The following is a 14,535-nucleotide window of genomic DNA, read 5'->3' as shown; positions in this document are numbered from 1 at the left end:
CTAGTTGTTTGGGAAGAATATAAATATAGCCTTTGTGTAAGGCTGTGCTTAATTCTCGCACCATAAATAAAATACATGACAACAGAAATTAACGGTATTTTTGAGCAAGTTCGCGAGCGCTTGAAACAATTAGGTAATGCTATCGCTGACTTAGCTCAAAATCATGCTGATATTTTAGATAGTCCGAATATTCAAGATTCTTTATTAGAGTTTCGACAGGCTTATGAAGAGTCAGTAGCTAGGTTAACTAATCCTAATTTTACTATTGCGACTATTGGATCGAATTAGGAAAGCGATCGCCTCAATTTACAGTTTCTCCCAGATTATCGTGTAAAGCTTATGAAAATACTGAGTTTTACAGTCGCTAGTTTGAGGTAATACTGATGATAATTAATCCAACTTTTTTAATTAAAGATCCAGCTATAATTCAAGGTTTATTAAATGGAACTTTGACACGATATGGTGGTGTGATTAGAGAAACAGCCACGGGTCAAATTGTACGTCATTTAGTAGAATCTCCTGCACTAACAAGTAATTTAATGACTTTTGCTGCCAATCCATTGTTGGGTGCAGCTAAAATTACTTCAGATATTGCTGGTCATGGTATTACTATTCACAAGTTGAATAAAGTTAGTAGCCAACTGAATCAAGTTCAACAAATGCTAAATCCCATATTAGGATTATCTCAAATTGCAGCAGGAGCTAGCGTACTCAATGTAGGAATTAGCGTCGCTGGATTTGCTTATATGGGTTACAAACTCAATAAAATCCAAACTTCCTTGGGTAAAATGCAGCAGTCAATGGAAGCAGGATTTAAAAATATTAACGAACGTTTTGATGTCTTATCTGGACAATTAGCATACCTACATTTATTAGTGCAAGAAAATCGACAAGGGCAAATTCATCTCGCGGATGCGATTAATCAACTTTATCGGACAATTCTAATTAAAGAAATAGCCGAACTACGTGCCGAATTAATAGCAAAAGATCGCTTCCCCAATACTTCTATTCAGTCCGCTTTAAAAGTTGCTTCTAAAGTACGGATGATCGTGTGTGACCAAGCATTACAAATTACCCCTGAATTAGAACCCCAAAAGATGTTATTAGCTGATATAGCTACTCAAGGATGGGCGGTAGCTACCGCAACAGAGGCTCATTTATTATTAGAAGTTGGGATGTTTGATGAGGCACAAGAATTACTCAGTTTAGAAGTTCCCAAATTTAAACAAAATGCCGAACAATGGGCAAATAGTTTATTAAAACGAGAGCGTCCTGAACTAAACACAACCTATCGATTTACAGCACCAGTATTCAAGCAACATATTAGTCAAGAAAGAGTAAATAGAATCATCAATATTTCTTCAGGCGATCGCAATTTATCTCTAGAGAAAAAACAAGAAAAGCAGGATGACATTGCAGTTGAATTTCAGATGTCTTATACTTCACAATACGATCGCAGTTGGATTTATCAGCAAGTAGCAGTAGCAGAATATCTAGATACTTTTAGCGAGCTATCAGCTAGATTAGAAACCTTACAAGATTTTGCTTTCCTATGCCAAAAAACAGGAGTTAAAAGTAGTCTTGAGCTATTACCTAGTAAACAAGAAGAGGCTAGTTGGTACACATTACCTTGTTGAGCAAGAAATAAAGACAGACTCTTCTTCCGCACTTTTAAAATTTTAAAATGAAAGCGAGCGATCGCCCGCTTTCAAAGAGACTGTAAATTTAAATTAGTTTGACGTTTTTCTTAACTAACCAATCAAGCATAAAAAACTAGCGTCGATCATCTTGCTCACTTATGAGCAAATTTAAAACTTTCTATTGTGTTCTTTTGCTGTACTTGCTTAATTACGTACATCCATTCTTCTTTGAGAAGAGAACTAGAATTTACTGATGCAAACTGTTCTTGCCAAATTTGAGAAGCAAACTCCTGTAAAAAAATCTCCCATTCTTCTCTTATCCCTTCAGCTCTAACAACACGATCTACGAATTCTTCGATAATTGCAAAACCTGCTTGACTAGGTTCAACCAGTATATTTTTAAGCTCTTTTTCACAATTATTTACGGCTTCAATTTGTGCCTGACGAAGATTTTGATATATTTTCTTAGCCTTTTCTTCGTTGCTATTAGGCTGACCCAAAAAATTACTAAATAAATCATTAAACTTATATTTGGTTCTGTCGGGAGTCAAAACATCTAAATGTTTTCTAATTCGATGCTGAATTAAACCATGATATTGCAAATCGAAGCTAGCTAAGGTTGAAAAACCCAATTTAAGATCTGCCAAATCTTCAGGTATTTTTCTTTCCATGTTGAGTAAAAGAACGCTACCTTCCCCTGATGCGATGTATTTTAGCTTTGCATATTCTGCTAATACGGTAGCTACTTGGGACTTTGATTTTTCTAAAGATTCTCGTAGAGCAATATTAAGGTTTAGAAAACGTTTAGATAATCTAGTTCTTACTTCATGTTGACATTCTGAATAGGCACTTTCAAATGAACCATAGCGATCTCGTTTCTTGAGAATTTGCTCGACACTGGGAACACCAGGATGATCGCGACAATGTTTAACGGCTTGGTTTACTGCTGAAGCAAAACTCTCATCTTCAGCATCTCTGTATTGAATCATAGATCTGGTAAGCCCTTCAAGGTTTTCTCTCAGTTCATTCCAGAGCTTATGAAATAAGCGGACAGAATATCGAGACCAATCACAAGTTGTTTTCTGTCCAAAGGCAGTATTAGCTTTTTCTAATTCTCGATCGATTTCCTTTTGAAGTCCTAGCAGTCTATACTGGCAAGCTGAGGCATATTTGTGATCTAAAACATCAATTCTTTGAGTTAAATAATCAATTACTCGATCTAGTACTGCTGTCTGTGCTTCTGTTTGATTAGCGCAGTCACAAAGAATAGCGGCTTGAACATCAATGTGCTGATTAGCAATATCATTTTTCAGACTAATACAGTTTTTATAATTATCAATGGCAACAACATGATTGAGAACCATAAAAGACCATTCTTGAATTGGTAAGTCAGTCAAGGTGCTATTTGCTAAATCATAAAGACTTACATCTTCTTCTGACCAAACATCTCCCATCGATTTGGGCATACGAACAAACAAGACTGCATCTATATCTTGTCCCAGAGTCTTAATCATCCGTTCGGCATCGCCAATTCCCGTATCCCCTAGACCTGGCATATCTACTAATGCAATCTGTCCGATATCTTGATTAGGAAAGGTGCAATAAATATCTACTTTTTTTACAGCCAGATATGTATAGTAAATACGGTCTCCCTGTACATTGTCTTGAGCTACATACTCTCTAATTTGATCTTTGGTGATTCGTAGATGAGTATTTTGCTGAAATAAGTGGTTGTATCGCTCGATATGCTGATGATATTTTTTAAGATGCTCGTACTTGGCTTTGTCTAACGCTACCTTGATTGTGTCTAATTCTGGCAATGGAGAATTAGCAAATTTCTCTACAGATTTAGGTACATCTCCTAAGTTTAGCTGTTGGTAATAAGGAGTAATAACTTCATTTAAAAAAGAATATTCTGAATGGAAATAAACTTCAGCATAAGTTTCTATTCCCGCAATATGATAAATATTACTTCTAACTCCCGTACAGTGTTGATCGTCTCCATCGGGAATTTCAGCTTTCGATAGTCCAGTTAAACTTTGCAATAATCGGCTTTTACCTTGTCTTGCTCTACCCACAACTCCAATGTTTAAAGTACGGCGTGAAAAACGAGACGTTAGCTTTTCCAAAGCATTCAATTCAGAGCTAATTTTGTCAATGATAGATAAACAGCTAATATCCTCCAATTTGGCGATAATTATCGCATCATCTACCTGTTTTAATAGACAGTCGCGTTTATCTTTGATTTCATTTACTGAGTCGGATATAAAGTTGAGGTTTTCTTGTACTGCTTTTATTTGATTGACTAATGGCTGCCGTTTTTTAATAATTTGTTCAATCTGAACAGATCTGGAAAGCTTATTATTATCAGTAATCGTTTGAACCATTTTAAAAAATTTGTTTATTGCTTCATTAATTTAAGTGTTCCCAAAATGGCAAAACTTATCAATCTCCACCAAACGCTTCTTGTTTTATTTTTGTTCTGTTTAAAAATTCACCCAAAAAATTGATAGTGTTAAATATATCCAACAAGTAATTCTCAACTATTTCTAAAGAATAGTTGGCTGGCAAAGCAGATTGAAATTTGCTCAGTCTATAGTTCGGTAAGTTAGCTTTGATGAATGATTTAGTTGAAGCATCTTGCCAAAAATCTTTAGTACTCAAATAGACAATTGTTTGCTGTAATGTCTGAGGAGTAAGTCCACTACCTTCAATTTTTAATTTAAAGTTGTCAGCGACGATTTTCCAGTCTTTTTGAACCTGGATTCCATACTTAAGAGTGTGATTGATTTGTCCGCCAGCGAAAGTCCACCAGAGAACTCGTTCCCCTTCAATACTAATGTTAATTCCTGCACAATCTAAAACTGGACTTAGTTCTTTTCTCCATTCATTCAGGGATAATTGTGATTTTTCATCTATATAAGGAATGCGATCGCGTTTTACGAGCAATTCCTGGATCTGTTGGCACACCTCAAAGCTAAGTAGCTGAGGAATAAAACCACCCCAGGTAGGTTGTTTGCCACGAGGGGCGGGTATTACTTTTACTGTTCTATCTTGATGATTAATGTAATTTACTATCCACGCTTTACCGCTTAAAAGAAAAGAACTCATTTCCTCAACAAGCTTATCAACAAAATTTTGTTCTAATGAACCGATAACGTAATCTGTTTCGGTGGCAACTTTGTAAAGTTGAGGGCTACTAAAAACGGCATAAATTTCCCTGAAGTTTCGGCGACCAAAAGTTTTTTCTGTTTTATCTGCGATCGAAAGCAATCCTTGTGAGAGAAATAAGAAGTTTTCCCGAACCATGTGAGCGATTAAATGTTCAAATTCAGCGTGGCTAATGCCAGAGAAATCGGAAATGACTGATAATTGTTGCCAACATTGGTCTGCACTAATTGCGCCAAATTGAAGTGTGAGAGCTAAAATCTGATGAACTAATACCGACCAAACTCGATTGTTTATTGATACAGATTCAACCCAGCCTTTTTTGGCTAATTCGACTAATGCGATCGCCTGGAGAACTGTTTCTGTATCTTCACAAAAAAAGGTGGTGTTAGCTCTTTGACCCGATCTTCTGCCTGTTCTTCCCAAGCGCTGGAGAAATGAAGAAACAGTAGTAGGAGCATTGGCTTGTAGCACTAAATCTAAGTCGCCCACATCAATTCCTAGTTCTAAGGTAGAAGTGCAGACAATACTGGTGTTACCACCACGATGAAAACGTTCTTCGGCAGTGGTTCTTTCTTCTGCTGATACAGAACTATGATGTACAAATACGTCTATATCTCTATCTTGCATTTGCTCGGCAATTTTTTCGGCTAATGAGCGACTTTGACAGAAAAAAAGACTTTTTTGACCTTGAGCTATTTGACTAGCTTGTTGAGCGATCGCTCTTGTGGTTTCTTGATAGTAAATGCGGAGGTCTTTTTTAGAGGGAACGTGAGGCGGATCTATAATGCAGCCTTGTCGTTGAGATGTTCCCTGTAGCCATTGCAAAATATCTTGAGGATTGCCAACTGTTGCACTTAAGCCAATACGCTGCACATCGTTTTGGGTACAGCGAAATAACCTTTCAAATACAGAAATTAAATGAGTACCGCGATCGCTTCCTGCTAAAGCATGAATCTCATCTACTATAACTGTTCGTAAATCTGCGAAAAGTTTCGCGTGAGGAACTTTGGAAGACAAAAGCATTACCTCTAATGACTCAGGGGTAGTCATTAAAATATGGGCAGGTTCTTTGAGCGACGCTTTTTTCTCTGATGCTTTGATATCTCCATGCCAAACAAAACGTCGTAAACCTACCATTTCGGTGTAGGTTTTTAATCTTTCTGCCTGGTTATTAAGCAAGGCTTTGATTGGTTGTACATTAACTAATAATTTGTTACCGATGACAAATAATTAGTTAATGTACAACACCTGTCACACACATTAATGTACATTAGTATTTAAAAAAGAATGGGCGATACTGGATTTGAACCAGTGACATCCTGCTTGTAAGGCAGGCGCTCTACCGCTGAGCTAATCGCCCCAGAACCTTTATTAGCTTGAAAACCTTGTTAGTTGTAAGTTTTAAGCTTTTAATTTGACACTTGGTTAGTATAACAGCATTAGAGTTTTTTATGCAAACTTATTTGCCACAGAAAGTATAAAAGCTGTAGTGCTGATTTGAGCAAAAATATAATCTGTCCCCTAAAATTTTAAATCGAGCGATGCGTTGAATTAATCGAGACAAGGATTGTCGAGATAAGTCTATTGCGTTTTCAGCTTTACATCAAGCTAGCAAAGAGTTAAAACGACTACTGTAATCAAATCTCCAAGAGCAAAAATTAAATTTTAAGTGCAATGTTTAATGTCAAATAATTCTTTGCTAAATAATCTCAGTCAAAAGATAGACGAGATCGTCATTGGTCAATCAGATTTAGTGAAACAATTACTGGTTGCTTTACTAAGTGGTGGTCATGTCATTATTGAAGGTGTGCCAGGAACAGGTAAAACTTTATTAGTCAAGGTATTGTCTAAACTAATTGTTGCGGATTTTCGTCGTGTTCAATTAACTCCTGACATTCTCCCTTCAGATATTTTGGGGACAAATATTTTTGACCTTAATAGCCGTAATTTTATCCTCAAAAAAGGACCTATTTTTACTGAAATCTTACTAGCTGATGAAATTAACCGCACTCCTCCCAAAACTCAAGCAGCTTTACTTGAAGCTATGGAAGAACAGCAGATTACCTTGGATGGGGAAACAATGCTTTTACCGTCGCTATTTTGGGTAATTGCTACGCAAAACTCTTGGGAATTTGAGGGAACGTATCCTCTACCCGAAGCACAGCTAGATCGCTTTATGTTTTAGCTACTGGTCAACTATCCTGTCAAAGAGGCAGAGAAACAGATGTTAGTCAATGCACAAAGTGGATTTAAGGCAAAAAAACTTGATTTAGACTTAATTGACCCGATCGCAACTGTAGAAGATATCTTGACTTTAAGGCAACAGGTACAAGATATTCAGGTGGAAGATAATATATTAGACTATTTACTTGATTTAGTTGAACGCACCCGTCAACATCCAGATTTAGCTTTAGGTGCATCACCGAGATCGGCTGTGGCTTGGTTGAATGCTAGTAAAGCTAACGCTTGCCTGTCGGGAAGAAACTACGTTATCCCTGATGACGTAAAAGAAATTGCTGCGCCACTTCTGCGCCACCGTTTAATTCTCAAACCCGAAGCGCAGCTAGACAATGTACAGCTTGATGAACTTATAGCATTTGTATTGAAACAAGTATCTGTGCCGCGGTAATTTATTTTTTATCCTGCAAAAATATGGATTATATTCATGGTTACTCTAATCAGGAACAAATAAGACTAATTCAACGACAATCTCTAGGAACATTGCTGGTTCAAGCTGGTTTTAAGCAGGTAGATAATCAATCCTTTCCATAGTTTAAACAGTCATGAGTTACGAGGCTTTATCGAATATGTCTATTTGTGGTTAGCACCAACAGTCGAACAGGCTACTACTAAACTAGATCAAAGATCCTCAAAGGCTAAAGGCTGGGTTAAATTAGTTTCGGAGTATTAGCGATCGCAATAATGGCGCAGTTTAAATCGCAATTTATCGTGCTTCAGCCGTTTGTTAAACAAATTTTTATCTTAGATAAAACATGATTCCATCCCGACGATGTTATGTACTGCTATCAATAGGTGGTATTAGTGCTGCGCTGCTAGATGTTTTGACTAATCGCCAAATAAGTCTGAATTTTTTACGAATTTATAATTTTGCTTTATTGATTGCAACAATTATGGATGCGTCTGAGGTTAAAAACCATGCTGCTGAAGTAACACGAGAGAAGATAGATCGTCTTTCTGTTGGTAGAGATAATTTAATTGAATTAAACATCAAATCTGGCAAAGAAAAGGCGATCGCCTTAATCCGTGATGCTTTTCCTTCAGAATTTATGGCAAACCAAAACACTTTAGAGGTTAACCTAGCTGGCAATAGCATTAGCAAGCAAACCTATACTATTCGCCCCAATAGTCGTGGAGAATATGAATGGGGAGATATTCAAGTACGTCAGTTGGGTAAATTCGGTTTAACCTGGCGCAATTGGACAATACCAGCCAAACAGAAAGTAACTGTTTATCCTGACTTAATTGCCTTAAGGGAACTTTCAATCCGTTTAACTATTGAAAATAGTGGTGCTATGCGTCAGGCAAAAAGACGCGGAAAAGGTACAGAATTTGCCGAATTACGCGAATATCGCACAGGAGAAGATATTCGTCTGATTGATTAGAAAGCTACGGCGCGGCGCGTTCTTGGTTCGCCCTGTGGCTTTGCCAGTCGCCCTGTGGTAAGAGTATTAGAACCAGAACAAGAGCAAACTTTATTTATCTTATTAGATCGCGGGCGCTTGATGACGGCTAAGGTTGGAGGCTTGAAACGATTTGACTGGGGTTTAAATGCTACTCTATCTCTAGCTTTGGCGGGGTTAAGTCGTGGCGATAAAGTTGGAGTTGCTGTATTCGATCGCGATATTACTACTTGGATACCTCCAGAAAGAGGTAACCATCATTTATCAAAACTAGTCGATCGCCTGACATCAATTCAACCTGTATTATTAGAACCTGATTATCTTAAAGCCGTAACTAAGGTAATTACCCAGCAGACTCGACGCGCTTTAGTGGTTGTAATTACCGATCTAGTTGATGTTACGGCTTCTAGTGAATTACTCGGCGCAATGACTCGTCTAACCCCGCGCTATTTACCTTTTTGTGTTACTCTAAACGATCCAATAGTCGAGCAGATTGCCCATTCTCCCACAGATAATACTAAAGATACTTATTAGCCCAACGTCAGCTAGCTTTTGCTCAATTAAGACAGCGAGGTGTATTAGTCTTAGATGCACCATGCGATCGCCTTAGTGAAGAGTTAGTCGATCGCTATCTGCAATTAAAAACCCGTAACTTATTATAACTATTGCCATTTACTCCTATGAAGCAACCTAAATCAACATATAGAACAACAGTTTGAACGGTGCTTAATTAAGACAATTAAGCTTTGTTGAATCTGGCTAATATTTTAAGACTTAGTAGTAGGAGTACTATCAGTATGTTCGGCTAGCTTAGGATCGCTTGCAGATTCTAGCTTGGCATTCATGCTGACAGATTCTTCAATTTTTTGCGCTTCTTTTTTAAACTCATTTTCAAACTCTTTAGAAGCATCCTGAAAACTGCGCAGAGTTTTAGCAACGCTGCGACCAATTTCTGGTAGTTTCTTCGGACCAAATACTAATAGAGCAACAATTGTAATTAAAGCCATTTCTGGTAAACCAATGCCAAAAATGTTCATTATCTTGACTTCCTGTAAATTTAGTAAATTAATTAGATATTGGCTCGATCCTCAGTTGGTTGCGGATCGAGCAGGGTTATTAGCTAATTCAATAGTCAATAAATGTGTTGCTTTACGTCTAGCGACTTAAAGTTCTCCAATCCACATCGATTCCTTCTAGGATTAAAGAAGAATTATAAAGCTGCAAAATAATTAAGAGGAAAACCAGAAATAAAGCCATGAATACTCCCATTAGCACGGTTGTTCCCCAGCCAGGAGCAACTTTACCATATTCAGAGTTAAGCGGCCTGAGAATATTTCCCAAACGAGTTTGTTGTGACATAGTCCAATAATAATGTAATATCAGATTTTTCGTAATCTTCTGTAATATTATAGAGTAAGAGTAATCATAATTTATATTTACTTATGGAACCTGCAATAGTTCTTAGCATCAGCATTGGCACTATATTAGTAGCTATCACTGGGTATTCTATCTATACAGCTTTTGGTCCACCATCCGCTGATTTAGGCGATCCTTTTGAAGATCACGAAGATTGAAAAAACGATTAGCTAGTAATAATTGACATGGGTATTTATGCTACCCATAAAAAGTCAGGCGTAAGCAAATTACGCCTGACTTTTTGCTTTAATTTAAATTAGCCAGCCAATTGATAATTATCGCATTGACTGCTTGGGGGTTTTCATCGTGAGGACAATGTCCAGCATTGGGGATAATCTGAAACTGAACTTCAGGATTATTATTCGCCAAGTCCTGATAGATCTTTGCCCCAGCTACTGGTGTCCAGGGGTCTTTTTCGCCCCAAATTACCAGTAATGGCAAGGAGAGATTAGTTAAAAGCTCGTTAGGAGATTGACCTGCGGGCGCGCTCAAGACTGAGGCAAAAACTTTTTGTGCGCCTAGATCGCAGGATGGTTGATAAAGCATTTCTACCAGTTCGTCCGTCACTGCATTGCGATCGCAATAAACTTGATAGAGAGTACGGCGAATTTGGCTTTTGCGACGAATATTATTAAAAATAAAGTTACCAGCAACGGGATGGCTAATCAATTTATTAAATGTACCCATTACTGCACTTAAAATAGGATTGAGGTCGCCTGGTCGATGATTTAAACCCCCCGCACAGTTGATCAGCACTCCTCCCGCAGCAATTTCAGGATGGTTGGTTAATAGCATCAATGCTAGTAAAGCACCGATAGAGTTACCAATAAATATGGTTGGCTCATTGATATGTTCTGACCAAAAATCTTTAATCTGTGATTGCCATAGTTCTAAACTGTAATCTAAAGCAGCTTTATCAGATCCGCCAAAGCCCAATAAATCTAAAGCAAAAACTTTATACCCTGCCTCTGCTAGTACAGGAATATTTTTCTGCCAATGACCAATTGATGCCCCAAAGCCATGAATTAATAATAATGGTTTGCCTGTCCCAGCCACAGTGTAGCGAATTTTATGTCCTTGCCAATGCCAGTCTAGTTTTGACCAGCGATCGTTTTTAGATAACGATTTTATAGTCACAATTTTTATGAGGTTTAATATTTAAAGAGTCTTTATTGATCGTACAAAAAATCCATCGTCTTCAGCAAGAGGAATTTCATTTATGCCAAGACGCTTTTCGATAAAAATTTTTAGTTGAGTACGATTTGTAGATAACTGGGATCGGATAGTACCCTGCTTGAAGGTAGATTTCATAATAAGACGCAGATGTTTCAGTTTGGGGCAGAGCGATCGCTTGAAGAAATCAGAATAGTCCTAAGTCTTGTAAACATAGTCTAGTAACTTCTAATCGTGCTGCGGAATCTTTTTCGGTCACAATATCAATATTGGTAGCGAAGAAATAAACATTATTATTTTGTTCCAAATAACCCACATACCAACCTATTTGTGGTGTCACGGAAGTAACCCATCCTGTTTTTGCTCGAAGCACATAATTAGATGTTTGTTCGGTAATTGCAATATCTTTAACTAGAGCGAGATTTTTTGGAGCAACAGGTAATTCATTTTGCTCAAGACGGCGGAGAAAGTCAATTTGCTGTTGAGGTGTAATTCTCAACTCTCCCTCAAGCCAAAAGTTATCGAGATTTTCGGCTGCACCAATATTTTGATTGCCGTATTGAATTTTATTAACAAAATCCTGCATTCTTTGATGACCAATTTTACGGGCAAGGACTTGATAAAACCAAATAGCAGAATACTTAAAAGCTAGGCGCATATTTAAATCTTGATTCCATTCTGGAATAGGAGAATCATCTAAACCTCTTTCAATTCCATCCCAAGTAAGAACCTCAACATCATTTTTAATTACCTCAGTTTCCAAAGCAATTAGTGAATTAGGAATTTTATAGGTTGAACCTGGGAGAAAGGTAGCATTATTGCGATTGGGATTATGTTGATAAAAGCGATCGCGGTTAAGATCGTAAATGATAATCGAACCATTTACTCCTAAATTAGCAAAATGCTGCTGAAAATTAATTTGCTCTATTTCTGGTTCAGTTTGCGAATAAACCTGATGTTCTATGCCCAAGCCACTACCAACTATTGTCAAAACGAATATTAATATTAAATTAATTAGTTTGTTCATGATTCTTGCTGTTCGAGACAGTTGACATTGTACTTTGTACTATTCAACTTGTCGCTTGCGAGTATGAGTTCAAGCCGATTTAAGACATAATTACGATAAACTCGGCCAAAAACAAGTATTCTAAATTTTATCGGCGATCGCACTGCGTCATTAATTATTTGATATTACGGACAATTGGTTGAAAAAAACAGTTGGTTGCAATAGAAAAAACTCATTATTTGCGACGCGAAGCTAGTCCTTTAGGGCGTAGCTTCTTGAAGCAGTCCTAAAGGATTCCTAAAGGATTAGCCCTAAAGGATTCCTAAAGGATTAGCTCCTTACGTCGCGTCCTCCTTACGTCGCGTCACCGCTTCGCATATCGCTATACTTGGGCGGCGGCTTTGGTAGAGTCGACGGGTAGTATTACCTACCGCGCCTCTCTGTTAGATCTGGGCGTGCGACTTTCACCGCACCCAGCTCCCGACTTAATTAGGGCTTGATTCCCTTGTGCTTCATATGTATGTAGTCATGACATGACTCATGTATTGCTCTCAAATTGCTATAATTCCAATTGGAGTGATTTCCGTCTACATGGTGTAGATGTACTCTCTGTTCTGAAGTCAATTTGAGTTTACAATGTTCACATGAATGGTTCTGTCGTCTTAATGCATTGGCTGTATATCCGTCGTATAGGACACTGTTCCTTTTAGACCAGTACGCTAAATCACCATCATATGGAGATTTATTGCCTTTGACATTTACGAATCTGTTCTCGGAGTAAGAAACATTTGGGAACGCCATATCGACTAATTTCGTAGCTTTATAACGGTCTTGTTTTTTTTCTTTGTTGAAGACTGTAAAAGTTCTGTGATTTATGTGCCATAGACTAAATCTAGAGCCATCCATCTTGCAGTACTTATGATAAAATCTCCATCCTCGAACGATAGGTGCTAGTTTACTAGCTTTCACCTCTGCACCATAGTTAGAATTGTTGACAATTTCCTTAACCTTCTCACGGAATTTCTGATAATTGCCTTCACTGGGAACGCACCGAAACTTTCCGTTGGACTGCACTTTAAAATGCCATCCTAAGAAATCAAATCCATCTGCCGTAGCGGTTAGCTTGGTCTTTTTCTCGCTTACTTTTAGTCCTCTATCTGCTAAGAATTGGCTAATTCTTTCAAGTATTTGTTCTGCATCGTCTTTGGGTTTGAGGATTATTACCATATCGTCTGCATAACGTACAGATGGGTGTATTTCCTCAATTCCGTTTAGAGCGATATTTGCAAGTAATGGACTAACTACTCCACCCTGGGGTGTACCTTGTTCGGGGAACTCGGCATTAATTCCAGCTTTTAGACATTTAAATAATCCCTGTTTAATAAACTGAGGTGCTATTACCTTGTCTAAAATAGCGGTATGGTTAATCCTGTCGAAGCATTTTTCGATATCGAGTTCAATAACTCTTTTATCTTTTCCGTTAGCTCTACTGTTGAGATTTAAGAATAGAATTTTCTGAGCGTCATGCGCTCCTCGACCTGTTCTAAACCCGTAGCTTCGCTCATGGAATGTTGCTTCATGTGCTGGTTCTAAAGCTAATTTCACAAGGCATTGCCATGCTCTATCTGCGATAGTGGGAACTTTTAGTATTCGTTTTGTACCGTCCTTTTTGGGGATTGGTATTTCACGAAGTTTATTGTGTTTCCAGTTGTGACTATCTTCGTTCAATACTGATTCGAGTTCATATCTCTCTTCATGCGTGAGCGCAGTTTTGCCATCAATTCCAGCAGTCTTCTTACCTGCGTTGAGTTGTGTTACCTGGCGAATAGCTATCATCCTCGCACATTCCGACTTTAGTAAGAGTCTTTGTAATGACTTTGCTTTACGCTTGTCTCCGTTTCTAACTGCTGAATATATTCTCTTTTGAAGGCGGAAAGTCGTCTTTTGGAATTTCTTCCAGTCCTCGAATTCCCATAATTCACTAGCATTACTGCTGTGTCCAATCATGCGCTTCTACTCCGTAAAATATTTTCTTTAAGCCTTGACCCAGTTACGGGTCATCCTACCCAAGTGCTGAGATTTCCGTATCTCGTCATACCTACCAGGACTTCGACTAGTCTTGGACTCTGCACTTGTTTCTTTTCGTTCCCTCATTTGATTAAACTTTCCTTTTCAGGATGTTTATTTTCGTTCCTTTAGATGTAGCCAATTCATCCGTTGATTGCTCATGTCCTTACAGCTATCTACTCAATATGCTGCGAGCATTATTACATCAACGACATCGAGATTTTTTGATTTTTGTACTCTCGTGTTACTCTAGGATGCTTTTTTAGGCTCTGTTTCATCATGGGATTTCCTTAGCGGCAGTGTGATTAGTACAAATAACCTCTGATTTCGCCCTGTTTCCAGCTTCTCCCTCCAGAATTCCGAGTCTGGTCAGAGTGGACAGGTTTGAGTCACGCCTGGACTTGGCGGGAAGGACTTTCAC

The 14,535-nt window shown here is 38.0% G+C and carries 14 protein-coding genes and 1 tRNA gene; 7 read left to right on the top strand and 8 right to left on the bottom strand.

Annotation, left to right across the window (positions count from 1 at the left end):
- Nucleotides 1–75 precede the first annotated feature (75 nt).
- Both V6C71_18900 and V6C71_18895 read left to right on the top strand, forming a co-directional pair.
- Nucleotides 76–288, top strand: a complete 213-nt coding sequence (locus tag V6C71_18900) for a hypothetical protein (protein ID HEY9770530.1) — start codon at nucleotides 76–78, stop codon at nucleotides 286–288.
- Between the two features lie 95 nt (nucleotides 289–383).
- Nucleotides 384–1,637 (top strand): hypothetical protein, encoded by a 1,254-nt coding sequence (locus V6C71_18895; protein HEY9770529.1) that lies wholly within the window; start codon nucleotides 384–386, stop codon nucleotides 1,635–1,637.
- 155 nt (nucleotides 1,638–1,792) lie between these two features.
- Here V6C71_18895 and V6C71_18890 read toward each other — a convergent pair whose 3' ends face one another.
- The 3 genes from V6C71_18890 to V6C71_18880 form a co-directional block, all read right to left on the bottom strand.
- On the bottom strand, nucleotides 1,793–4,027 hold the full coding sequence (locus V6C71_18890) for a hypothetical protein (protein ID HEY9770528.1): 2,235 nt from the start codon (nucleotides 4,025–4,027) through the stop codon (nucleotides 1,793–1,795).
- 58 nt (nucleotides 4,028–4,085) lie between these two features.
- A complete protein-coding gene (locus V6C71_18885) occupies nucleotides 4,086–6,032 on the bottom strand; it encodes a helicase-related protein (protein HEY9770527.1) in 1,947 nt (648 codons plus the stop codon).
- Nucleotides 6,033–6,099: 67 nt separating this feature from the next.
- Nucleotides 6,100–6,171 (bottom strand) — tRNA-Val (locus tag V6C71_18880).
- 321 nt (nucleotides 6,172–6,492) lie between these two features.
- Here V6C71_18880 and V6C71_18875 point away from each other — a divergent pair.
- The 4 genes from V6C71_18875 (at nucleotide 6,493) to V6C71_18860 (ending at nucleotide 8,986) form a co-directional block, all read left to right on the top strand.
- Nucleotides 6,493–6,996: an AAA family ATPase gene (locus V6C71_18875; GenBank protein ID HEY9770526.1), complete on the top strand. Its 504-nt coding sequence runs from the start codon at nucleotides 6,493–6,495 to the stop codon at nucleotides 6,994–6,996.
- Between the two features lie 39 nt (nucleotides 6,997–7,035).
- Nucleotides 7,036–7,440: a MoxR family ATPase gene (locus V6C71_18870; GenBank protein ID HEY9770525.1), complete on the top strand. Its 405-nt coding sequence runs from the start codon at nucleotides 7,036–7,038 to the stop codon at nucleotides 7,438–7,440.
- 364 nt (nucleotides 7,441–7,804) lie between these two features.
- Nucleotides 7,805–8,434, top strand: coding sequence for a hypothetical protein (locus V6C71_18865; protein HEY9770524.1), 630 nt, complete (start codon nucleotides 7,805–7,807; stop codon nucleotides 8,432–8,434).
- A 54-nt stretch (nucleotides 8,435–8,488) separates the two neighbouring features.
- Entirely contained in the window at nucleotides 8,489–8,986 is a 498-nt protein-coding gene (locus tag V6C71_18860) for a DUF58 domain-containing protein (protein ID HEY9770523.1), read from the top strand.
- 233 nt (nucleotides 8,987–9,219) lie between these two features.
- Here V6C71_18860 and V6C71_18855 read toward each other — a convergent pair whose 3' ends face one another.
- Together V6C71_18855 and psbH are read right to left on the bottom strand one after the other, a co-directional pair.
- Nucleotides 9,220–9,489 carry a TatA/E family twin arginine-targeting protein translocase gene (locus tag V6C71_18855; protein ID HEY9770522.1) on the bottom strand — a complete coding sequence of 90 codons (270 nt, stop codon included), beginning with the start codon at nucleotides 9,487–9,489 and terminating at the stop codon, nucleotides 9,220–9,222.
- A gap of 118 nt (nucleotides 9,490–9,607) precedes the next feature.
- The gene (gene psbH, locus V6C71_18850) at nucleotides 9,608–9,811 is read right to left on the bottom strand and encodes a photosystem II reaction center protein PsbH (GenBank protein ID HEY9770521.1); all 204 of its coding nucleotides are present in this window, start codon (nucleotides 9,809–9,811) and stop codon (nucleotides 9,608–9,610) included.
- Nucleotides 9,812–9,894: 83 nt separating this feature from the next.
- On the opposite strand from psbH, the gene psbN reads away from it, so the two are divergent.
- Complete coding sequence (gene psbN / locus V6C71_18845; GenBank protein ID HEY9770520.1) at nucleotides 9,895–10,026, top strand: photosystem II reaction center protein PsbN; 132 nt, start codon at nucleotides 9,895–9,897, stop codon at nucleotides 10,024–10,026.
- An 88-nt stretch (nucleotides 10,027–10,114) separates the two neighbouring features.
- Here the strand turns inward: psbN and V6C71_18840 are convergent, their stop codons facing one another.
- The 3 genes from V6C71_18840 to V6C71_18830 form a co-directional block, all read right to left on the bottom strand.
- Nucleotides 10,115–11,005 (bottom strand): alpha/beta fold hydrolase, encoded by an 891-nt coding sequence (locus V6C71_18840; GenBank protein HEY9770519.1) that lies wholly within the window; start codon nucleotides 11,003–11,005, stop codon nucleotides 10,115–10,117.
- Nucleotides 11,006–11,228: 223 nt separating this feature from the next.
- Entirely contained in the window at nucleotides 11,229–12,068 is an 840-nt protein-coding gene (gene blaOXA, locus V6C71_18835; protein HEY9770518.1) for a class D beta-lactamase, read from the bottom strand.
- A gap of 468 nt (nucleotides 12,069–12,536) precedes the next feature.
- Entirely contained in the window at nucleotides 12,537–14,054 is a 1,518-nt protein-coding gene (locus V6C71_18830; protein HEY9770517.1) for a reverse transcriptase domain-containing protein, read from the bottom strand.
- Nucleotides 14,055–14,535: the final 481 nt, after the last annotated feature.

Source organism: Coleofasciculaceae cyanobacterium (assembly GCA_036703275.1).
Taxonomy (GTDB): Bacteria; Cyanobacteriota; Cyanobacteriia; order Cyanobacteriales; family Xenococcaceae; genus Waterburya.
The sequence above is the reverse complement of the archived record's forward strand: the minus strand, read 5'-3'. Positions and strand labels throughout refer to the sequence as shown.

Excerpts from the sequence above, each read along its gene's own strand:
- V6C71_18900 (HEY9770530.1), top strand. The coding sequence starts at position 76 with ATGACAACAGAAATTAACGGTATTTTTGAGCAAGTTCGCGAGCGCTTG.
- V6C71_18895 (HEY9770529.1), top strand. The coding sequence starts at position 384 with ATGATAATTAATCCAACTTTTTTAATTAAAGATCCAGCTATAATTCAA.
- V6C71_18890 (HEY9770528.1), bottom strand. The coding sequence starts at position 4,027 with ATGGTTCAAACGATTACTGATAATAATAAGCTTTCCAGATCTGTTCAG.
- V6C71_18875 (HEY9770526.1), top strand. The coding sequence starts at position 6,493 with ATGTCAAATAATTCTTTGCTAAATAATCTCAGTCAAAAGATAGACGAG.
- V6C71_18870 (HEY9770525.1), top strand. The coding sequence starts at position 7,036 with ATGTTAGTCAATGCACAAAGTGGATTTAAGGCAAAAAAACTTGATTTA.
- V6C71_18865 (HEY9770524.1), top strand. The coding sequence starts at position 7,805 with ATGATTCCATCCCGACGATGTTATGTACTGCTATCAATAGGTGGTATT.
- V6C71_18855 (HEY9770522.1), bottom strand. The coding sequence starts at position 9,489 with ATGAACATTTTTGGCATTGGTTTACCAGAAATGGCTTTAATTACAATT.
- psbH (HEY9770521.1), bottom strand. The coding sequence starts at position 9,811 with ATGTCACAACAAACTCGTTTGGGAAATATTCTCAGGCCGCTTAACTCT.
- psbN (HEY9770520.1), top strand. The coding sequence starts at position 9,895 with ATGGAACCTGCAATAGTTCTTAGCATCAGCATTGGCACTATATTAGTA.
- blaOXA (HEY9770518.1), bottom strand. The coding sequence starts at position 12,068 with ATGAACAAACTAATTAATTTAATATTAATATTCGTTTTGACAATAGTT.
- V6C71_18830 (HEY9770517.1), bottom strand. The coding sequence starts at position 14,054 with ATGATTGGACACAGCAGTAATGCTAGTGAATTATGGGAATTCGAGGAC.